This is a genomic window from Janthinobacterium sp. EB271-G4-7A (genome assembly GCF_020858075.1).
GTDB lineage: Bacteria > Pseudomonadota > Gammaproteobacteria > Burkholderiales > Burkholderiaceae_D > Janthinobacterium > Janthinobacterium lividum.
Genome location: NZ_JACYMI010000001.1, coordinates 461672 through 482174, shown reverse-complemented (window position 1 = coordinate 482174; position 20503 = coordinate 461672). Strand labels below are relative to the sequence as shown.

The following is a 20503-nucleotide window of genomic DNA, read 5'->3' as shown; positions in this document are numbered from 1 at the left end:
TTTCCCATCGAGCGCGTCTGTACGCTTCAGGACCTCATGCGCGCACTGCCAGCGCCGCGTGGCGCGCCGCCACCCACTCCTCGTTGGCCGGCTCCACGCCCACCACGATGCGGCTGGCATCGGTGGAAATACGGCTGGCGTTGCGCGCATTGGCATCCGCATCGAGCACGGGGCCAATAAAGCCCAGCTCGGCACAGATGCGCTGGCGCAGCTCGGCGCTGTGTTCGCCGATACCTGCCGTAAACACCAGCATGTCCAGTCCGCCCAGCACGGCCGTCAGGGCGCCGATCTCGCGCACGATACGGCGGATATACAAGGCCAGCGCGGCGCGGATACGCTCGCCCGTGGCATCCTGCCGGTCCTGCTGCGCCAGCAAGACCGGCGGGTCGGCCGACACGCCGGACACGCCCAGCAAGCCCGACTCGTGGTACAGCACATGCGCCACTTTTTCCAGCGACAGCTTTTCGATCTCCATCAGGTAGATGACGGCGCCCGGATCGAGCGAACCGCAGCGCGTGCCCATCATCAAGCCGTCGAGCGCGGAAAAGCCCATGGTGGTGGCCACGCTGTGCAAATTATCCATGGCGCACAGGCTGGCGCCGCTGCCCAGGTGGGCCACGATGACCTTGCCGCGCGCGGCAGCGCCAAAACGCTGCTCCAGCACCAGCGACTGGTATTCATACGACAGGCCGTGGAAGCCGTAGCGGCGCAAGCCCCGTTCCCACGCATCGTACGGCAGTGCCAGCATCTGCTCGACCTGCGGCACCGTGTGGTGGAAGGCCGTGTCGAAGCACGCCACCTGGGCGATATCGGGCCGCGATTCGAGCAGCACCTCGATCGCCTCCAGCGCGAACGGCTGGTGCAGGGGCGCCAGCGGCACAAAACTTTTCAGGTCGGCCAGCACTTTGAAATCGATGCGCACGGGGGTGAAATACTTGCTGCCGCCATGCACCACGCGGTGCGCCACGGCGCGCAGCGGACGCCCGGCCAGCTGCGCCACCACTTGCGCGCGGATGTATTCGAGGGCCGCGTGATGCGGCTGCTCTGCATCGAGCTGCAAGGCGATTGCCGGCAGGCCCCCGGCGCGGTACGTGGCGTTTTCGCGGCCGATGCCTTCGACCTTGCCGCTCCATTGCGCCTGCTGCGGCAGCACGCCGCCCGCTTGCTCGAACAGGGCGAACTTGATGCTCGACGAGCCGCAATTGAGCACCAGGATCAGGGTGCCGTCGGCATGTTGGAGTACTTCACTCATGGCGGCGTGCTCCGGTAATGGTTGGCCAGCATCACGGCAATGGCGCACGAGGCGATGCGGCTGGCGCGCGAATCGGCGCGGCTGGTCAGGATGACGGGGACTTTCGCGCCCAGCACGATGCCGGCGCTGTCCGCGTCGCCCATGTATTCGAGCTGCTTAGCCAGCATGTTGCCGCTTTCCAGGTCGGGCACCAGCAGGATGTCGGCGCGGCCCGCCACCTCGGAGACGATGCCCTTGACGGTGGCGGCGGCGATCGACACGGCGTTGTCGAAGGCCAGCGGGCCGTCGAGGATCGCCCCCGTGATCTGGCCACGGTCGGCCATCTTGCACAGGGCGGCCGCGTCCAGAGTGGCCGGCATGTCCGCATTCACCGTTTCCACGGCGGCCAGGATGGCCACGCGCGGGCAGGCCACGCCGATCACGTGCGCCAGGTCGATGGCGTTGCGCACGATGTCGGCCTTCATGGCCAGGTTCGGCGCGATATTGATGGCCGCGTCCGTGATGATGAAGGGACGCGGATACGCAGGCGTCTGCATCAGGAAGCAGTGGCTGATGCGGCGCTTGGTGCGCAGGCCGGCGCTGGCCGACAGCACGGCCGACATCAGCTCATCCGTGTGCAGGCTGCCCTTCATCAGCGCCTCGACTTCCCCTTTCCCCGCCAGTTCGGCGCCGCGCGCGGCGGCGGCATGGCTATGTTCGACGTCTTCGATGGCGATGCCTTCCAGGCTCAGGCCCGCCTCCAGCGCCACCGCCTCCAGGCGCGCGCGCGGCGCCACCAGCACGGGCGTGATCAGGCCTGCCGCGTAGGCGTCAAGCGCGCCCGACAGGCTCAGTTCATCGCAGGGATGGATCACGGCCACCCTGATCGGACCCAGGGTGCGCGCGTGTTCCAGCAGGCGCCGCGTGCCGTCGCCGTTATGCAGGCGTACTTCGGGCAAGGTGGCGCGCGTCCTTTCGATCTGCTCGGCGGGCGCGATCACCTGCGCCTCGCCATCGAGCACCACGGCGCCGTGCTGGTTGACGCAGCGGCAAGCCAGCGTCACGTGGCGGCTGCGCGGCTCGCGCGCCGTGACGGTGACGCTGATGGCCAGGGTATCGCCCACGCGCACGGGCTGCAAAAAGCGCAGGGTCTGGCCCGTGTAGACGGTGCCGGCGCCGGGCAGTCGCGTGCCCAGCACGGCGGAAATGAGGGCCGCGCCCCACATGCCGTGGGCGATCACGCCCTGGTAGCGGGTGGCGGCGGCAAATTCGGTATCGAGGTGCTGCGGGTTGTCGTCGCCCGACATCACCGCGAACAGGGCGATATCGTCCATGCTCAGGGTGCGCGTGATGCTGGCTGTGTCGCCGATGGCGATCTGGTCGAAGGTGCGGTTACGCACGATATTCAAATCATCGTCTTGGGTAGTGGTCATCGTGGTCTTCTATACAGGGGTAATGTGTTTGGCCGGCTTGGCTTTTGGCCCGGCAGGGGATGCGCCCGCGTCCGACGGCAAGGCCTTCGCTTGCGCCTTGACCGCGCGGTCGAAGACGTCCAGCATCTGCTGCAGGCTCGCCTCCTCGTCCGGCGTCGGCGCTTCGGGCACTTGCAGCACTTGCTGCAGCCACTCGGCCAGCGCGCCGATGTCGTCCGGGTCGGCGCGCGACAGCAAGGCAGGCAAGGCCGCGATGGCCGCATCGAAATCATGCAGCATCAAGCGCGCCTGCTGGCGCACGATACCGCGAAATTCCTCCATGCCGACATCCTGCCGGTATTGCGGCTTGATCAATTTCAGGGCCAGGTTGACCCTGCGCTCGTCGGCGATCATGCGGAAGCGGTAGATGTAGAACAGCGCGCGCACGGCCGCTTCCACCAGGCCGCCCCGCTGCATGTCCTCGTCCATCTTGCGCGTTTCGCAGCGCACGTATTCGCAATGCTCGGGCGAAATGCCGGGATGGGGGCGCGGCGGCGCCGTATCGCCGATGGCTTGTCCCGTCAGCGCCTGCACCAGCGGCGAGCCGTACACCAGGTCGAAGGTGGTTTCCTGCAGCGTATCGCGCCAGTCGCGCCAGCTGTTCAAGCCGGCCGTGATGGCGCCGGAGATGGCTTCCTGCATGGCCAGCAGCGGGTTGTCGGACGATACCGGCTGGCGGTGGGCGCGCACTTTTTCCGCCTCCTTGGCCACCAGCCTGGCCAGCGGATTATGGTCCGTCCAGCGCTCGTACGACACACGCAGCGGATGCGCGAGCTGCAGGAAGCGCGCCGTCTGCGGCGTGACCATGGCGCGCACCCACGGCTGCGCAAACGTGCGATACAGGGCCAGGTTCACTTCGGACACGCGCGCGGCAGCGGCGAATTTGCGGTCGTTTTCCACGCTTGGCTGCACGATGGCGCGCACGTCGTCGATGCCGCGGTGTTCGACCTGCAGCACATAATCGCCGCTGGCCAGGTCCGCGTTCGGCGTGTCGGGCGTCTTGTCGACGATCCTCGCTTCGTAGATGCCGGCTGGCAGCAGGTTGATCAGGTCGATATTGCTGGCGAATTTCTGGTGTTCCTTGTGACCCACCTTGGCCGAGACGAAGATACCCAGGTGGCCGATGCTGTCATGCACGGCATACACGATGGTCTGGTCGTGCATCAGCACATCCTTGTCGTCGCGGTACAGGTCCGTGATCCAGCCCAGCGCCTGCGGCGGCGGCGTGATGTTGTCGCCGTTCGAGCAGAACACGACGATGGGCGAACGGATATTGCGCAAGTCCAGGCGCACGCCGTCGGAGGTAATCAATTCCGCCGTGGCCAGACGGTTGCCGATGAACAGATTATCGACGATGTACTGCATCTCGACGTCGTTGAGGAAGACATGGCCGCCCCAGTATTTTTCAAATTCCAGGTAGCGGGGCGCTTCCGTATCGATGTTCGCATACAGGTTGTACTGCTTGCTCCACAGGGTATTGGCCGGGTTGAGCTTTTCGAAATTCTGCACCAGGCTGGCGCCGTCGAAGCGGCCGTTGCCCAGGTCGCCCGCCAGCGCCGTGGCCCAGCTTCCGCCCATCAGCCCACCCGCGTAGCGCATCGGGTTGCGGCCATGCCAGCCGGCCCAGTAGGACACGGGTGCGCCGGCCACGATGATGGGGCCGAACAATTCCGGACGCATCGCCGCCGTCATGAGGATTTGCCAGCCCGCCTGGCAATTGCCGATGACGACGGGCTTGCCTTCGCTGAGCGGATGCAGGGCGATGACTTTTTCCAGGAAGGCCGCCTCGGCGTGCATCACGTCTTCCACCGTCTGTCCCGGCACGGGATCGGGCAGGAAGCCGATGAAGTAGCACGGGTGGCCGGCGCGCAGGGCCACGCCGATCTCGCTCTCGGCCTTGAAGCCGCCGATGCCGGGACCGTGGCCGGCGCGCGGATCGACGACGACGAATGGCCGCTTCGATGGATCGGGTTCCGGCGCATCGGGCGTCAAGATGCGCGCCAGGCCGTAGTTGACGGGCCGCGCCAGTTCCAGGCCCGACATCACCAGTTCGGCGGGGAAGTCCAGCACGTTCGGCACTTCCTCGGCCATGTGCTCCTGGTACTGGTTGCCGCGCCGGCGCATCACGTCCGCATACAGCACGATGCGCTGCCACGAGTCGCGCGCATAGTCGCCCAGCACGCCCAGCGACGGCAAGCCGCCGGTGGAGAAAAATGGTGCAGCTTCGATCTTCATGGCTATCCTTTTCATGCAAAAAACGCCGGACCATTCCGGCGCGGGGGCTACGCCATCTGGCTGATGGTCTTGCGAAAGCGCGCCAGCGCGAAGGTAAACAGGGCCGCTCCGATGGCCAGCAAGGCCAGGAACGGTTTCCACACCACGGCGATGCCGGCACCCCGGTACAGAATCGCCTGGCTCAACTCGACGAAATGCGTGGTCGGGGCGATCAGCATGATGTTCTGCACCAGTTCGGGCATGCTTTCACGCGGCGTGCTGCCGCCCGACAGCATCTGCAGCGGCAGCAGCACGAGGATCAGGAGCATGCCGAACTGCGGCATGCTGCGCGCCACGGTGGCGAGGAAGATGCCCATCGAGGTGGTGGCAAACAGGTGCAGCGCCGCGCCGCACAGGAACAGCGCGATGGAACCCTCGATGGGCACGTGCAGCATGCCGCGCACCACCAGGTTCAGCGACAGGGCGGCGGCCAGCAGCACCACCAGGCCCATCGACCAGACCTTGCCCAGCATGATCTCGGCCGGCGTCACGGGCATCACCAGCAAATGCTCGATGGTGCCGTGTTCGCGCTCGCGGATCAGGGCCGCGCCCGTGAGAATAATCGACAGCATCGTCACCTGGTTGATGAGCTCCATCAGCGAGCCAAACCAGGCCTGGCTCAGCGACGGATTGAAACGCGCACGCATCACCAGCTCCACGGGCGAGACGGTCGCGCCCCGATAGCGCTTGGCGAACTCGGACACCTCGCCGGCGACGATCTGCTGGATGTAGCCGCTGCCGCTGAAAGCCTGGCTCATGCGCGTGGCATCCACGTTCAGCTGCAATTCCGCCTGGCGCCCGCCCAGCACGTCCGCCTGCAGCTTGGGCGGTATCGTCAGCACGAAGGTGTACTGGCCCGCGTCCAGGCCCGCATCGACCTGGCTCTGGTTGATCATGGCTGGCGGCGTGAACTGCGGCGGGAAGAAGGCCGAGGCGATGCGCCCGGACAGGGGCGAGCCATCCTCGTCGACGATGGCGATCGACGCCATGTGCAGGGTTTCCGGCTTGGCCGTGGCGGCCACGTAGATCGCCAAGGTAAAGGTATAGAGGATCAGGATCAGCATCATCGGGTCGCGGATCAGGCTCCAGATTTCCTTCACGCCCAGGCGGTAGATATTTTCAAGATGCCGCATATCAGCTCTCCTGTTTCTTCAGCAGCGCCACCGTCACGCCGAGGATCACGGGAATGGCGACGATCAGGGGCCAGAACGAGGCGTGCAGATCGCCAAAGCCCAGCGCCTTGTTGAACACGCCCCTGCTGATATTGAGCATGTGCGTGGCCGGGTACATCAGGCCGATGGCCTTGCCCACGCCTTCCATCGACGAGACGGGATTGAGCAGGCCGGAAAACTGGATGGCCGGGATCATGGTGCCGATCATGGTCACGAACAGGGCCGCGATCTGGCTGCGCGTAAACGTCGAGGCGAACAGGCCGATGCCGGTGGCGCAGATATTGAAGATGAAGGTGGCGCCGATCAGGGTCGGCAAGCTGCCCTTGATCGGCACGCCAAAGGCGGTGACGGCCAGCAGCGCCATGAGGACGAAGTTGAACATGGCCAGCACGACGTACGGCACCTGCTTGCCGAGCAAGAATTCCAGGCGCGTCACGGGCGTCACGTACAGGTTGATGATGGAGCCCAGTTCCTTTTCGCGCACCACGGACAGCGCCGCCAGCATGGCCGGCAGCATCAGCAGCAGCAGGGGAATCACGGCCGGCACCATGGCCGGCAGGCTTTTCACGTCCGGGTTGTAGCGGTAGCGCGTCTGGATGGCGACGGGGTTGTTCATCGTGATGCCATAGCGGTGCAAGGCCTGGTCGGCCAGCCACAGCTGGTGCATGCCCTGCACGTAGCCCTGCACGGTTTCGGCGCGCATCGGCATGGCGCCGTCGATCCACGCGCCCACCTGTGCCGGCGCGCCGCGCTGCACGTCACGCGCGAAGCCGGGCGGGATCTCGATGGCCAGCGACAATTCTCCGCTGCGCATGCGCTTGTCGATATCGGCATAGTCGCGCAGAGGCGGACGTTCGACGAAGTAGCGCGAACCGGCCAGGTTGTTCGTGTAATTCTGGCTCAGGGTGGTCTGGTCGTGGTCAAGCACCGCATAACTGAGATCTTCGACATCCAGGCTGATGCCGAAGCCGATGACGAACAGCAGCAACACGGAGCCGCCCAGCGCCAGGGTCAGGCGCACGGGGTCGCGTCGCAGTTCCAGTGTCTCGCGCCACATGTAGCTGAGCATGCGGCTCAGGCTGAAACGGCTGCGCCGGTGTTCCTGCTGCGGTGCGGCCACTTCAGCCTTCTGCGCGGGCACCTCGCTTTCCTGCTCCGCCGGCGCCGTGCCGCCGCCCGCCTCTTCCAGGTAAGCGATGAAAGCCGCTTCCAGCGACGGCGCGCCCTTCTTGCGCACCAGTTCGGCCGGCGCATCGCTGACCAGCACTTTACCGGCATGCATCAGCGAGATGCGGTCGCAGCGCTCGGCCTCGTTCATGAAGTGGGTGGAAATGAAAATGGTGACGCGGTCGCGCCGCGCCAGCTCGATCATCAGGCGCCAGAAATTGTCGCGCGCAATCGGATCGACGCCGGACGTCGGTTCGTCGAGGATCAGCATTTCCGGCTTGTGCACCATGGCCACGGCCAGCGACAGGCGCTGGCGTATGCCCAGCGGCAGGCTGTCGGGCAAGTCGTCCATCACCGCGCGCAAGTCGAAGCGCTGCGCCATTTCGTCGATGCGCGCCCCTATCTCGCCGTCGGGCACGTGGAACAGGCGCGCATGCAGCACCAGGTTCTGGCGCACCGTCAGCTCGCTGTACAGAGAGAAGGCCTGCGACATGTAGCCGACCCTGCGGCGCGTGTCGATATCGCTGGAGTCGACCTCCTTGCCGAACAGCCAGGCCTTGCCTTCGGTGGCCGGCAGCAGGCCCGTGAGCATCTTCATGGTGGTCGACTTGCCGCAGCCGTTCGAGCCGAGAAAACCAAAGATCTCGCCGCGGCCGATGCGGAAATTCACATGGTCGACAGCCGTAAAATCGCCAAAGCGCATGGTCAGGTCTTGCGCCTCGATGGCCACGTCCTGCGCGCTGGCAGCGTCCAGAGGCGTGATGACCACGGGCTGGTGGCCCGCGCGCTTGGCTTCCGGCAGCAGTTTGATGAAGGCCGCTTCCAGGTTGCCGCTGTCCGTGCGCGCCAGCAGTTCGGCCGGCGTGCCCGTGTCGAGCACCTTGCCGTCGTCCATGGCGACGAGCCAATCGAAGCGCTGCGCCTCGTCCATGTAGGCGGTGGCCACCATCACGCTCATTTGCGGGCGCTGCACGCGGATGCCGGCGATCAAGTCCCAGAACTGGGCCCGCGCCAGCGGATCGACGCCGGTGGTCGGCTCATCGAGAATGAGCAGGTCGGGATCGTGGATCAGCGCACAGCACAGGCCCAGCTTCTGCTTCATGCCGCCCGACAGCTTGCCGGCCGGACGCGCCAGGAAGGGCTGCAAGCCCGTGCTGCGGGTCAGCTGGTCGATGCGGCGGCGGCGTTCGGCCGCGTCGTGGCCGAACAGGCGCGCGAAAAACTGCAGGTTTTCCTCGACCGACAGGGTCGGATACAGATTCTTGCCCAGGCCTTGCGGCATGTAGGCGATACGCGGGCAGACGTCATCGCGGTGGCGCGCATCGCGCATGTCGCCGCCCAGCGCCATGACGCTGCCTTCCTGTACCGCGCGCGCGCCGGCCACCAGCGACAGCAGGCTCGATTTGCCCACGCCATCGGGTCCGATCAGGCCCACCATGCAGCCGGCCGGCACATCGAGGTCGATGCCGTCGAGCGCCACCGTCTTGCCGTAATGCTGGCTGACGCCGCGGATACTGACGACGAAATTGTTCACGTCCATGGTCACTGCGGGACCTTCGCCGTCAGTTCAGCGGGCCATGCCTGCTTCGCATCGAGACGCACCCAGGCCACGCCGGGCAAGCCCACTTTCACCAGCGCCAGGTGCTTTTGCAGCAGCTCGCGGCTGATCTGCGCTTTCACGCGGAACATCAGTTTCTGGCGTTCGCTGGCCGTTTCCACCGTCTTCGGCGTGAACTGCGCGCTGGCGGCGACAAACGAGATCGTTGCCGGAATCACGTAATTGGGCGCCGCGTCGAGGATGATGCGCACTTCGCCGCCCATGGCCACCTTGCCGGCCGCCGTCTCGGGCAGGAAGAAGGTCATGTAGACGTCCGACAGGTCGACCAGGTTGAGCACCTTGCCGCCGCCCGCCAGCACTTCGCCCTGCTGCGCCACCAGGTATTGCACGCGGCCGTCGCGCGGCGCCGTCAGCTGGCCATCGGCCAGGTCGGAATCGATGCGCGCCGTGGTCGCCTCGGCCGCAACGACGGCGGAACGTGAACCGACCACCTGCGCCCGGGCCGCGTCGATGGCCGCCTGCGCCGCCGTCACCTGCGCCTTGGCCGCATTCAGGGCGGCGGCCACGCTGCGCACGCGGGCGCGGTCGTCGTCGAGTTCCTGCACCGAGGAAGCACCCTCTTTCGACAGGGTTTCGGAACGGGCCAGACGGCGCTTCGCCGCATCGAGTTCGCTTTCGCGCTGCGCCACGATGGCCAGCGCGGCGGCCTTGTCGCTCTCGCGCACGGCCACTTGCGCCTGCGCGCCGACCACGGCGTCGGACGCCTGCTGCTGGCGCGCGCGCGCCTCGTCGCGCTGGGCCGTCAGCGAATCGACCTGCATGGTGGCCAGCGGCTGGCCCGCCTTGACGAAGTCGCCCTCGCGCACGAGGATCTCCTTGACCCTTCCCGCCAGTTTGGTGGCGACGTCGATTTCCGTCGCTTCGATGCGGCCATTGCCGCTGACAAAGCCTTCGCCAGGGCCCGTGGGACGCATTTTTTGCCAGGCCACATAGCCCAGCACGAGAACGGCCACGACCAGCGCCGCGGGGATGAGTTTTTTCTTCAGTTGTGGAGTCATGGTATCGGGACGATCAAATTAGTGGGTGGAAGCGGCGGCGGAAGTGGCTGGCGCGCCACCGCCCAGCGCCGCATACAGGCTGACCTGGCTGGACAGCAGCGCGCGGCGCGTCTGCACCAGCTGCTGCTCGACCGTCAGCAAGTCGCGCTGTGCATCAAGCACTTCCAGGTAGGGCGCTGCGCCATTGTCGTAGCGCAGCTTGGCCAGGCGCGCCCGTTCGCTCTGCGCGGCCAAAGTCGTCTTGCCGATGTCGACCTGCAGCGCCAGCCAGCGCCGGTTCGACAGCGCGTCGGCCACTTCGCGGAAGGCGCCCTGCACGCTCTTTTCATAATTGGCCACGGCCACGTCGCGGCGCACCTCGGCCAGGTCCATATTGGCGCGGATACGGCCCGCGTCAAAGATCGGCAGCACCAGGCGCGGCGCGAAATTCCACGCGCCGCTGCCCGAATCGAACAAGCCGCTCAATTCCGCGCTGGCCGTGCCGTAAGCCGCCGTCAGCGAAATCGTCGGGAAGAAGGCGGCGCGCGCGGCGCCGATATTGGCTTGCGCGGCGCGCAGCTGGTGTTCGGCCGCGATCAGGTCGGGGCGCTGCGTGAGCAAAGCCGAGGGCAGGCCCGCATGCAGCGGCTGCAGCATGCTGGCGTCGTCGAAGCGGCGCACCTCGCCAGCCACCGGCGTCAGGTCGACGGGGCCGCCCACCAATTGGGCCAGCGCGTGCGCCTGCACGGCGCGCGCCTGTTCCAGCTGCGCCGACAGGGACAAGGCCTGGCTGAGCAAGGTTTCCACCTGCGTCAGGTCCAGCTTGGAAATCGCCCCCACCTCGAAGCGGCGCGTGAAGATGCGCAGCGATTCGGCGCGGCTGTCGACCGTGGCGCGCGCCAGTTCCACCCGTTCATCGAGTTCGCGCAAGCCCAGGTAGCCATTCGCCACCTGCGCCACCAGGGCCACGCCGACGGCGCGGCGCGCCTCGTCGCTGGCCAGCAGGGTTTGCAGCGCGCTGTCCTGCAGGCTGCGCACGCGGCCCCAGAAATCGAGTTCCCAGGCACTCACGTTCAAGCCCGCCTGGTACTGCGCGCTCGTCATGGGGCGGCCCGTCACGCTCAGGTCACCTGGCACGCGCGCGCGGCTGCCGGAGGCGCCCAGCGCAATGGTGGGAAATTGTTCGGCGCGCTGGATGCCATACGCGGCGCGCGCCTCTTCCACGCGCAGGGCGGCGATGCGGATGTCGCGGTTGCTGGCCAGCGCCTGCGCAATCAGCGCCTGCAGGCGCGGGTCGGCAAAGTAGGCTTGCCAGGCGACGTCGGGGGCGTGCGCGCCGGCCGGATCGGTTTCCGGATATTGCGCCGCCACCGGCAGCGGCGGTGGCGCGTACGGCGGCGCCATCGAGGCGCAGCCGGCCAAGGCCAGCATGGTGGCCAGCGCGGCCATCCTGGCGCGGTTGGGCAAAGTAGAAACAGCCATGGTCATCTTCTTCCAGTCAATTCAGAATGTTGTAGCCGCCATCGACGTACAAAGTGCCGCCCGTGATGGCGCGCGCGCCGTCGCCGGCGAGGAAGGCGCACAGCGCGCCCACGTCCTCGATGGTGGCCAGGCGGCGCATGGGCGAGCGTTCGATGGCGTCGGCCATCAGGCGGTCGAAATGGGCAATGCCGGAAGCGGCCCGCGTCTCCAGGGGGCCGGGCGAAATGGCGTTGACGCGGATGCCTTGCGGCCCCAGTTCGGCGGCCAGGTAGCGCACCGACGCTTCCAACGCCGCCTTCACGGGACCCATCAGGCCATAGTCGGCGATGACTTCTTCGGCGCCCAAATAGCTCATGGTCATCAGGCTGCCGCCGTCCGGCATCAGCGGTTCGGCCAGTTTCGCCATGCGCATGAAGGAGTGGCAGGAGACATCCATGGCCTGCGCAAAGCCGTCGGCGGAACTGTCCGTCACGCGGCCATGCAAGTCCTGCTTCGGCGCGTAGGCGATGGAGTGGACGACGAAATCGAGCCGCCCCCACTGCCGTTCGATCTGCGCGAACAGCGCTTCGAGCTGGCCCGGCACGGCCACGTCGAGCGGCGCCATGATGGCCGCCTGCACTTGCTGCGCCAGCGGCTCCACGTGCGGCCTGGCCTTGTCATTGAGCCAGGTGACGGCCAGTTCGGCGCCGGCCGCGCGCAGGGCGCTGGCGCAACCCCAGGCGATGCTTTGCCCATTGGCAATGCCCACCACCAGGCCCCGCTTGCCCTGCAAAGGCAAGTGCTGCGGCAAGGCGGCCATCATGCCTGGACTGGACGCAGGGCGGGCCACGGCGTGGCCGCATGCACGCAGCGCACCGCGCCGGCACGCATGGCGGCGGCGCACATGGCCAGGGTGACGCCACCGGCGCGCGCATACGGCAAGGCTATCGGAGTGTGGGGGTGTAAGGTACTGCACGCGTCAGGCGCGGGGGTCTGCATCTTCATGAATCGGCTTCCGTCACTGAAATTCGAGGCCGGCACCAGTGCATTCTCGGGGAACTGGTACAGGGCGAAAATTACTCTACAGCATTTAGATACGTGATTCGCGATGAGTCCGGTCCACATGCTTATCGTTTTGAGCTAGGTCAACTATAAGTGCGATTGCGGCAATGCAACATTGATGTAAATCAAATTTTACCGCAATATTATCTAAATGAAATATTTTTCAGGCAAGCGTGCGAGCGTATGTATTTGATAATACTACCGGGCTGACGGGAAGAAAAGGAGGCATGCGGGCGCAGATGCATATCGCCTGAAAAACAAGCAAATCTGGGCAGTGGCGGAAGGCAGGCGGCAGGACGAGGCAGAAAGGGGGCCATGCTATTGCGTTGCAACATGGCCCACCATGCATTACTGGAATGGCAGGAACAACATTATTTCCCCGATGCCGGTGCGGGACGCGAATACAGGTCGATGATGGTGCTGATGCCATCCTGGCATACGGAGCAGAACGTCTCGCTGCGGTCGAACATGATGCACTGCATCTCTGGCCGGTAGTAGCCGGACGACTCGTAGTTCGCGCCCTCGAAAGCGCCCACCGCATGGCGCTGCGGCGCTTTCGAGAACAACTGCTGCGTGTACGCCAGGTCGGCCTTGAACAGGTCGCTCATCTCGCTTTCAGGACGGTTGGCCGCGCGCAGGGCCGCGCGCTGCTTCTGGTATTCGCGCGCATGGCTGTCGTACGCTTCCTTCGGCCAGGGCGTCGGCAGCGGCGTGCCCGCCTTGACGTGGTTCTTCCATTTCAGCCTGGCCGGATCGCGCAGCGCGGTGGCGTTCGGCTCCCACGGCTCCTGGCGCTCGCCGTTCGACTGGTAGGCCACGGGCGAGGTGTAGTACTCGTCGGCCAGGCCGGCGAAATGGTGGCCGAATTCATGCACGAACAGGTAATTGGCCCAGTCGTTGTTCGCTGCCGCCGTGCTGAACTGGCCAAAGATGCCGCCGCCGCCGTAGGTATCGTTATTCACGAGGATTTCGATGAATTCATACGGCGCATATTGCGCCAGGTCGCGCAGCGCGCGGTTGTCCGTCGTCAGCACATAGCGCTCGCTGCCGAAGATGTCGTAGCGCGTGCCCAGCGGCGAGGCGTGATGCACGCCCGTCGATGGACGCGACACGCCCGATTCCTGCGTCGGCGCGGCCATGGCCCACACATTGAAGTCATTGGCCCGCTCGCGAAATGGCGAGACGGTAAACAGGTGCTCGGCCAATTTGCGCGCCGCCGCTTCGAACTTGCCCATTTCGGCGGCCGTATAGCCATCGCCCATGATCAGCAGGTCAACCTTGCCGGACGACGGGCCACTGATGCGGATCGGGATAGGCTTGACGGGCGCCGGCGGCTGCTTGCGGATCACGTCCTGCGCCGCCGGGTCGACATCGGTGCTCCACACGATGGAAAACAGGCCGCGCTCGTCGCGCTTGAGGATGCGCACGCGCACGGGGTGCTCGGGCTGCGGGAAGCGCACGGATTCCTGGAAGGCGCGCGTGGTGGTTTTCGCTTCATCGGTGCTGGCCCATTCGCCGAAGATGGTGGAAAAACCGCGCGAGTACAGCACCTTGCCCGACTTGATGTCAACCACTTCCAGCAGGTTGTTGCCGCGGTTGCTGTCATCGATGGGACGCGCCAGGTTGCCCGGCCATGGCAGGGGCTCGACCAGCACGCGCTCGACCGCATAATGCTCGCCTAGCGCATTGCCGCTGTGCTGGTAATCGAGGCGCATGGTGGCCGGCAGCGGCGCGTTGTCCGCCTGCGCGGCAGGGACGATGCCGGCGGCCAGCGCCAGCGCGCAGAGGAAGGATCGAATCGGGGTCTGCTGCATGTTATTCCTAAAACGGTAGAAAAACAGGTGAAGGGATCGGTTTTCCAAACAATCGGCGGGCCTGCCGGCAGGCGCGGGAAAAACCGCTGCGGCACATTGTAGCGACAGGACGGGAGCGTGCAAAGCGCCCATTTCAGCCGATGCGCTTGACCAGGCGATGCAATCGCCTTATATTAGATCGACTAGTCGATTTATAAAAGGACAGAACCATGCGCACCATCGATCCCGGCAAACACGCGGCCCGCCGCGACGCCATTCTCGCCGCCGCGCGCAGCTGCTTTGCGCGCAAGGGCTTTCACCAGACCAGCACCGCCGCCATCTGCGCGCAAGCGGGCATGAGCCCCGGCAACCTGTTTCATTACTTCCCCACCAAGCAAGCCATCATCGCCGCCATCGTCGACCAGGAAGGCAGCGAGACGGCCGCGTATTTCGCCGGCGTGCAGGGCAGCGCCGATGCCTACGGCGCCCTGCTCGATTTCATGGACCTGGTGCTGGCGCTGGCGGCCGATGGCGACTTTGCGGGGCTGGCGCTGGACATTTCCGCCGAGGCGATGCGCGACACGGATATCGCGGCCAGGGTGGCGCGCAACGACGCTACCCTGCGCCGCGGCCTGCAAACCTTGCTGGAAGAAGCGGCCGCAGCGGGCCTGGTCGACGCCGCGCTGGACGCCGCGCAGACGGCCAGCTGGATCGCCGCGCTGATCGACGGCATCTTCAACCGGGTCGCCGTCGATCCCCAATACGCCCCGCTGGCGCAGCGGGCCAGCCTGCACCTGTTATTGGCGCGCTTCCTGCGCCCTACCCTGGCATGAGCGGCGCCATGAAAACCCCGTCCGCGCGCATCGCCGACGTCGACGCCCTGCGCGGCTGCGCCCTGTTCGGTATCCTGGTCGTCAATATCGGCGCCTTCGCCACGCCCTGGTTCGGCCTGGGCTTGACCGATCCCGCCTTTCACGGCGGCGTGGACCGCGCCACGCACTTCCTCGTCGCCCTGCTGTTCGAGACCAAGTTCTACCTGCTGTTTTCCTTCCTGTTCGGCTACAGCTTCACCTTGCAGATGCAGGCGGCGGTGCGTGCCGACGCGCCGTTCGTGCCGCGCATGCTGCGCCGGCAAGCGGGCCTGTGGCTGATCGGCGCCCTGCATGCCGTATTCCTGTTTCATGGCGACATACTCACCACCTACGCCGTGCTGGGCATCGTGCTGCTGGCGCTGCACCGCTGCGGCGAACGCCGGGCACTCACTCTGGCCGGCATCCTCGTCACCGTCTGCGTGGCATTCTGGGCCGGCATGGCGTGGCTGCAAAGCCTGCAACCGGCGGGCGACGTCGCGGACAACGCCGTGGCGATGGCACAAAAGGCGGCAAGCGCGCTGGCCGCCTACCACGCCACGCCGGCCGCCGTCGTCAAGCAGCACCTGCGCGAACTGCGTGAAATCTGGATCGTCCTGCTGCTGGTGCAGGCACCGTGCGCGCTGGCCATGTTCCTGTGCGGCCTGGCCGCCGGCAAGCGCGAGATGCTGCTGCATGCCAGCGATTATCTGCCGCTGCGCCGCCGCCTGCTGTGGGCCGGCGCACTGGCGGGACTGCCCGGCGCCGCCTTCTATGCGTGGACCTCCGTGTATGCGCAAAGCCAGGCATGGCAGGTGGCGGGACTGGCCGTGGGCCTGGCAAGCGCGCCGCTGCTGGCCGGCGCTTATGTGGCGCTGGCGCTGGCCCTGTTCGAGCGCCTGCGCGACGGCACGCTGTTTTCCCTGCTGGCCGACACGGGCCGCATGGCCCTGTCGAACTACCTGCTGCAGTCGGCCATCTGCGCCATGCTGTTCCTCGCGTATGGCGCACGGCTGATGGGCAGCATCTCGCCGCTCGGTGCCCTGGCGCTGGCGCTCATCATCTTTTGCGTACAGCTGCCATTGAGCCGCTGGTGGCTGCGCGGCCACGCGTATGGCCCCGTCGAGTGGCTGCTCAGGGCCTTGACGATCGCCGCGTGGCCGCGCTGGCGGCGGTAGTGCGGCGCCTACTTGTAGCGGTACAGTGGCTGGCGCAACTGGATGGGGCGGATATCGAGGCGCAGCTTCAGCACCGAATACGCTTCCGCCTCGGTCGAGCTGTAGCCGACGCTGTTGACGGTTTTACTGAAGCGGAATTCAAAGCCCAGGTCCGGATACGGATCGCGCGGGTTGCCGAAGGCGATGCCGATGGCTTCCTGCTGCGCGTTGTCGATCAGGTTGCCCATCAGGTCCAGCACGGCGTTATTGCCGAGGATATCGTTGGTGAACACGGGTTCGCGCATGTCGGGCTGGTTCGGATCGAGCTTGTTGTCGGCCTTGTCCGGCGACGGCGTAAACACGCGCGTGACGAGGTTGAATTTGTCGCCCCGGTCCAGGTAGCTGATGGCCGCATTGCTGATATTGAAATTTTTCACGCCGCGGTCGCTGATGGCGCCCGACAGGTCGATCAGCAGGGCGCCGCTGTAGCCGATGACTTCCACGTCGCGCATGGCGTCGACCACCATGGCGCTGTTTTCATCGATGCCCAGGCCCAGGTGATAGCCTTTTTTCAGCATCACGGGAATCATGCGGGCGAAACGGCCGCGCACCAGCAAATGCTGGTCCACGAAGACATCGCTGCCGATGAAGCCCAGGCCAGGCGCGATCTCGCGGCCATCCGTCACGCCCATCTTGAGCATGTCGAGCACGGGTTTGGCGTCGTAGAACATGGTGGTGCTCATGATGGCGGCGCCGGCGCTGGAACCGGCGATCACGCCGCCGTTGCGGTAGACCGACCAGATGGCTTCCAGCGCGGCAGTGCGGCTGCCGTCCGGGCGCAGCAAGGCTTGCGTGATGCGTCCCTGGTCGCCGCCGGCAAAATAAATGCCGCTGGCCGACTTGATCTGCGTGACGATGGCCGGGTCTTCGGCCGCCTTGCGGTAATCCCTGTTCGGCAGCTTGACGGCCAGCGGCACGAAAAAGGCATCGGCGCCATATTGGTTCAACTTTTTGATGATGCTTTCGCCCGATTTTTCCGGGTTCATCGCGGCCGAGGCCAGCACGGCGATGCGCGCGCCTGGCCCGCCAGACAACTTGACGATGCGCTGCCAGACTTCGGCATTGTCGGCGCGCAGGCCGCCGCCGATGATGACGAGCGTTCCCTGCGGCGCGCTGCCGATGGCACTGCCGCCCGGCGCCGCCACGGCATGGACGCTGCACAATGCCAGCGCGAACAGCAGCGCGGCGCGGAAGGTGTGATACAGGCTTGCGGATGATTTCATGGTGCCTTTCAAATACAAGAAAAGTGGCGCACGCTTGTTGATGCAGGCACGCGCCCTTGCTGCCAATACTGCTGCTTGCAATACTGCTGCTTGCAACCCAGCGCCATCGCACTACGATGCTACCCGCCGTAGATGACGGCGTTGTTGCGGTATCTCCACGCTTCTATGTAAAACTGCTTACTTGAAGCTGTAATTGGCGCTCGCATAGAAGCGCCGTCCCCGCGGATCCGTGTAGGTCGGGTCATAGCCGGACAGGAAAAAGTAGGCCTGGTTCGAATATGGCGGGCTGGTATTGAACAGATTCTGTATGCCTGCGCGCAGCTTGAACTGCTTGCTGACGGCATACGCGCCCGACATGTCCCACAGCGTGTAGGCCTTCACCCGATTCGGCTTGACGACGCTGCCGTTATCCGTGTTGATGGCCGAGTTCTGGTCATCGTAGCCGCTCGAATACGTGTTCGACAGGCTGGCCGAATACGGGCCATTGTCCCAGTCGAGCGTGATCGTATGGCGCCAGCGCTGCACCACGCCTTCCGTGACGAATTTATTGAGGTTGCTGATAAAGACGTCGCCGGGACTGGTCTGGATTTTCGAATCGAGCACGTAGGTGCCGCTCAGGTGGGCGCCGAAACGTCCCCACGCCGTTTGCACGCCATGCAGGTCGGCCGTGATGTCGAGACCCGCCGCCTTTTGCGCGCCGCGGTTTTCCTTGCGCAGCTCGATGTAGTCGATTTCATTGTCTTCGTCGCGGTGCACCAGGTCGCCATACTTGGCCAGGTTGCCCAGGATGATATCGTCGCCGATTTCGCTGATCAGGTCCGTGCGCTTGATATTCCAGTAGTCGGCACTGAAGGTCCAGTGCCGGCTCGGCTCGAGCACCAGACCGGCCGTGAACTGGCGGCTGCGCTCCGGTTTCAGCTTGTCGTTGCTGTAGCGGCGCGTATCCCAATTATCGGCGCAGACGGAGTAATCATTGTTCTCGCTCGCGCAATACACGGGATCCGGCAGCGTCGCCGTACTGCTGTAGGCCGTGGGCCGGTGCAGATCGGACATGGATGGCGCGCGGAAGCCCCTGCCGGCCGAAGCGCGCAGCAGCACCTGCTTGCTGGGCATGTAGGTCAGCCCGATCTTCGGACTGAGGGCGCCGCCCACCTGCTGGTAATGGTCATAGCGCCCCGACAACTGCGCCTGCCACTGTTTGGTAAACGGCAGCAGCAATTCGCTGTAGATGGCTTGCACCTTGCGGCTGTCGCTGGTGGCCACGCCGCCTTCAGGCGCCGCGTCGTTATTGATGTTGTCGCTCATCAGCAACGCCGAAGGACGGAACTCGGTGCGCTCGCGGCGCACTTCGCCGCCCACGGCCAGCGCCATGTCGCCGCCACCCAGGGCCATCAGCGCGCGCGATGCCTTGAAGTCGAGCGCATCCATGGTGCCGCGCGCATGCCGTACTTCGTCATTGACCTGGATGCTGTCGAGCAGCGCCTTGCCCTTCGCGCCCGATGGGCCAAACGGGTTGATGTCGCCGGAGGCGATGCCTTCCAACAGCTTGTCGTACAGGACATAACCATGCGTGTCGCGGTCCTTCACGACGTTGACGCTGTGATTGAAGCCCACGTCGTAATCCCAGCCGGCGAGCGTGCCGCTGGCGCCCACCACGAAGCGCTGGCTCTCGCTGGTCAACTGGCTGGTGCGCATGCCCGCCTCGTTCAGCCGCATGCGCAGCTCCAGTTCGCGCGCAGTCGGATTGCCGTCTTCGTCGACGATGCTATCGAGGCCGGTATTGGCCAGCTGCGGCACCTTGCTGTAATCGAGATAGCCGATCACGCGCGCCGACGAGCCCACGTAATAGCTGCGCGAACGGCTCAGCGCCACTTCCGCGTACAGCTGGTGCTCGTTATTCAGTTTCAGTACGCCGCGCGTGAGCAGGTTCTGCTTGTCCGTCTTCGGATACAGCTCCGTGTCGCCCATGTAATCGTAGGTACAGGCATCGACGCCGCCCGTTCCCGCTGGCAGGTACAGATTGGCCGGCGGCGAACAGTTCGGGATCGACGGATTGATCTGCCGGCCGCTGATCGGCTGGCCATTGAGCAGGAAGCCCTGTTCCTGCAAATAGTCGCGCTGCTCCCCCGACAGGCGGATATTCGCCGGGCTGGTAAAACTCGACAGCAAATGCCCGAGGCGCTGCGGAACCTGCAGGTTCGGAATGAACTTGCGTTGCGAGGACCTGAGGCGGTCGGTTTTTTGCAGGTCGACCACGGCGAAGATATTGTAGCCATCCGTGCCCAGGTCGCCCGTGCCGGCCGTGATGCTGGCCGTGCGCTTGCCCGCGCCGCCTTCATCGGTGCGGCTGCCGTAGGCGTTCAGCTCCACGCCCTGGTAATCCTTGCGCGTAATGAAATTGATCACGCCGCCGATGGCGTCCGTGCCGTACAGGGCCGAGGCGCCGTCGAGCAGCACTTCCACGCGCTGCAGGGCGGCAGCGGGAATATTATTCAGATCCACGCCCGCATCGTCGCCGGGCGAGGCAAAGTTGGCCATGCGCCGGCCATTCAGCAGCACCAGGGTCGATGACGTGCCCACGCCGCGCAGGTTGGCGCTGTTGAAGCCGCGCTGGTCGCCGCCGATATTGATGCTGGCGCCGTCCGTCAGGCCGCCCACGTTGGCCGACACGCGCGCCATCAGCTCGGCCGCCGTCGTCACGCCCGCCTTTTCGATCTCGGCGCGCGTGATGATCTGCACCGGCAGCGCCGTCTCCGATTCCAGCCGCTTGATGGCCGACCCCGTGATTTCCACGCGCTGCATTTTTTTCGGTGCGGCGTCGCCGTCCTGCACCTGCTCCTGTGCCTGCGCGCCGCCGGCCAGCATGCCCAGCGCCGCCGACACGCTCACGGCGCCCAGCGCCAGTCGCACGCCTTGCGCCAGCACCGACTCGCGTGGCAAGGAGCCGCCGTCTTGTCTTTTCATGTGCATTGCCACTCTCCCCAATGA

General features: G+C 65.5%; 14 protein-coding genes. 2 read left to right on the top strand and 12 right to left on the bottom strand.

The genetic code is table 11. The features are described from left to right. Window positions 1-34 precede the first annotated feature (34 nt). From IGS58_RS02245 to IGS58_RS02200, 10 genes are all read right to left on the bottom strand, one after another. On the bottom strand, window positions 35-1252 hold the full coding sequence (locus tag IGS58_RS02245) for an acetate/propionate family kinase (protein WP_230520573.1): 1218 nt from the start codon (window positions 1250-1252) through the stop codon (window positions 35-37). Then, entirely contained in the window at window positions 1249-2664 is a 1416-nt protein-coding gene (locus IGS58_RS02240; RefSeq protein ID WP_230520572.1) for a bifunctional enoyl-CoA hydratase/phosphate acetyltransferase, read from the bottom strand. Before IGS58_RS02240 ends, IGS58_RS02245 begins: the two co-directional genes overlap by 4 nt. Before the next feature lie 9 nt (window positions 2665-2673). Then, complete coding sequence (locus IGS58_RS02235) at window positions 2674-4938, bottom strand: DUF3141 domain-containing protein (protein WP_230520571.1); 2265 nt, start codon at window positions 4936-4938, stop codon at window positions 2674-2676. A 47-nt stretch (window positions 4939-4985) separates the two neighbouring features. Further along, the gene (locus IGS58_RS02230; protein WP_230520570.1) at window positions 4986-6110 is read right to left on the bottom strand and encodes an ABC transporter permease; all 1125 of its coding nucleotides are present in this window, start codon (window positions 6108-6110) and stop codon (window positions 4986-4988) included. A gap of 1 nt (window position 6111) precedes the next feature. Beyond that, window positions 6112-8856, bottom strand: a complete 2745-nt coding sequence (rbbA, locus tag IGS58_RS02225; protein WP_151097076.1) for a ribosome-associated ATPase/putative transporter RbbA — start codon at window positions 8854-8856, stop codon at window positions 6112-6114. Window positions 8857-8858: 2 nt separating this feature from the next. Continuing rightward, window positions 8859-9932, bottom strand: coding sequence for an HlyD family secretion protein (locus tag IGS58_RS02220; RefSeq protein WP_230520569.1), 1074 nt, complete (start codon window positions 9930-9932; stop codon window positions 8859-8861). An 18-nt stretch (window positions 9933-9950) separates the two neighbouring features. Continuing rightward, complete coding sequence (locus IGS58_RS02215; RefSeq protein WP_230520568.1) at window positions 9951-11399, bottom strand: efflux transporter outer membrane subunit; 1449 nt, start codon at window positions 11397-11399, stop codon at window positions 9951-9953. Window positions 11400-11409: 10 nt separating this feature from the next. Beyond that, window positions 11410-12195, bottom strand: coding sequence for an enoyl-ACP reductase FabI (gene fabI, locus IGS58_RS02210; RefSeq protein WP_170846361.1), 786 nt, complete (start codon window positions 12193-12195; stop codon window positions 11410-11412). Then, entirely contained in the window at window positions 12192-12377 is a 186-nt protein-coding gene (locus tag IGS58_RS02205; protein WP_139144132.1) for a hypothetical protein, read from the bottom strand. The genes fabI and IGS58_RS02205 overlap by 4 nt, the downstream gene beginning before the upstream one ends. A gap of 428 nt (window positions 12378-12805) precedes the next feature. Beyond that, the gene (locus tag IGS58_RS02200; RefSeq protein ID WP_230520567.1) at window positions 12806-14248 is read right to left on the bottom strand and encodes an IgA Peptidase M64; all 1443 of its coding nucleotides are present in this window, start codon (window positions 14246-14248) and stop codon (window positions 12806-12808) included. A 209-nt stretch (window positions 14249-14457) separates the two neighbouring features. Here IGS58_RS02200 and IGS58_RS02195 point away from each other — a divergent pair, with 209 nt between their 5' ends. Both IGS58_RS02195 and IGS58_RS02190 read left to right on the top strand, forming a co-directional pair. Then, window positions 14458-15060, top strand: coding sequence for a TetR/AcrR family transcriptional regulator (locus tag IGS58_RS02195; RefSeq protein WP_230520566.1), 603 nt, complete (start codon window positions 14458-14460; stop codon window positions 15058-15060). A gap of 8 nt (window positions 15061-15068) precedes the next feature. After that, window positions 15069-16253, top strand: a complete 1185-nt coding sequence (locus tag IGS58_RS02190) for a DUF418 domain-containing protein (RefSeq protein WP_230520565.1) — start codon at window positions 15069-15071, stop codon at window positions 16251-16253. A gap of 8 nt (window positions 16254-16261) precedes the next feature. Here IGS58_RS02190 and IGS58_RS02185 read toward each other — a convergent pair whose 3' ends face one another. Both IGS58_RS02185 and IGS58_RS02180 read right to left on the bottom strand, forming a co-directional pair. Continuing rightward, window positions 16262-17515, bottom strand: coding sequence for a cyanophycinase (locus IGS58_RS02185; RefSeq protein WP_034780338.1), 1254 nt, complete (start codon window positions 17513-17515; stop codon window positions 16262-16264). A 177-nt stretch (window positions 17516-17692) separates the two neighbouring features. Next, complete coding sequence (locus tag IGS58_RS02180; protein ID WP_230520564.1) at window positions 17693-20485, bottom strand: TonB-dependent receptor; 2793 nt, start codon at window positions 20483-20485, stop codon at window positions 17693-17695. Window positions 20486-20503: the final 18 nt, after the last annotated feature.

Bases quoted from the DNA above. Each gene is read 5' to 3' on its own strand.
- IGS58_RS02245 (WP_230520573.1), bottom strand. From the start codon at position 1,252: ATGAGTGAAGTACTCCAACATGCCGACGGCACCCTGATCCTGGTGCTC.
- IGS58_RS02240 (WP_230520572.1), bottom strand. From the start codon at position 2,664: ATGACCACTACCCAAGACGATGATTTGAATATCGTGCGTAACCGCACC.
- IGS58_RS02235 (WP_230520571.1), bottom strand. From the start codon at position 4,938: ATGAAGATCGAAGCTGCACCATTTTTCTCCACCGGCGGCTTGCCGTCG.
- IGS58_RS02230 (WP_230520570.1), bottom strand. From the start codon at position 6,110: ATGCGGCATCTTGAAAATATCTACCGCCTGGGCGTGAAGGAAATCTGG.
- rbbA (WP_151097076.1), bottom strand. From the start codon at position 8,856: ATGGACGTGAACAATTTCGTCGTCAGTATCCGCGGCGTCAGCCAGCAT.
- IGS58_RS02220 (WP_230520569.1), bottom strand. From the start codon at position 9,932: ATGACTCCACAACTGAAGAAAAAACTCATCCCCGCGGCGCTGGTCGTG.
- IGS58_RS02215 (WP_230520568.1), bottom strand. From the start codon at position 11,399: ATGACCATGGCTGTTTCTACTTTGCCCAACCGCGCCAGGATGGCCGCG.
- fabI (WP_170846361.1), bottom strand. From the start codon at position 12,195: ATGATGGCCGCCTTGCCGCAGCACTTGCCTTTGCAGGGCAAGCGGGGC.
- IGS58_RS02205 (WP_139144132.1), bottom strand. From the start codon at position 12,377: ATGAAGATGCAGACCCCCGCGCCTGACGCGTGCAGTACCTTACACCCC.
- IGS58_RS02200 (WP_230520567.1), bottom strand. From the start codon at position 14,248: ATGCAGCAGACCCCGATTCGATCCTTCCTCTGCGCGCTGGCGCTGGCC.
- IGS58_RS02195 (WP_230520566.1), top strand. From the start codon at position 14,458: ATGCGCACCATCGATCCCGGCAAACACGCGGCCCGCCGCGACGCCATT.
- IGS58_RS02190 (WP_230520565.1), top strand. From the start codon at position 15,069: ATGAAAACCCCGTCCGCGCGCATCGCCGACGTCGACGCCCTGCGCGGC.
- IGS58_RS02185 (WP_034780338.1), bottom strand. From the start codon at position 17,515: ATGAAATCATCCGCAAGCCTGTATCACACCTTCCGCGCCGCGCTGCTG.
- IGS58_RS02180 (WP_230520564.1), bottom strand. From the start codon at position 20,485: ATGCACATGAAAAGACAAGACGGCGGCTCCTTGCCACGCGAGTCGGTG.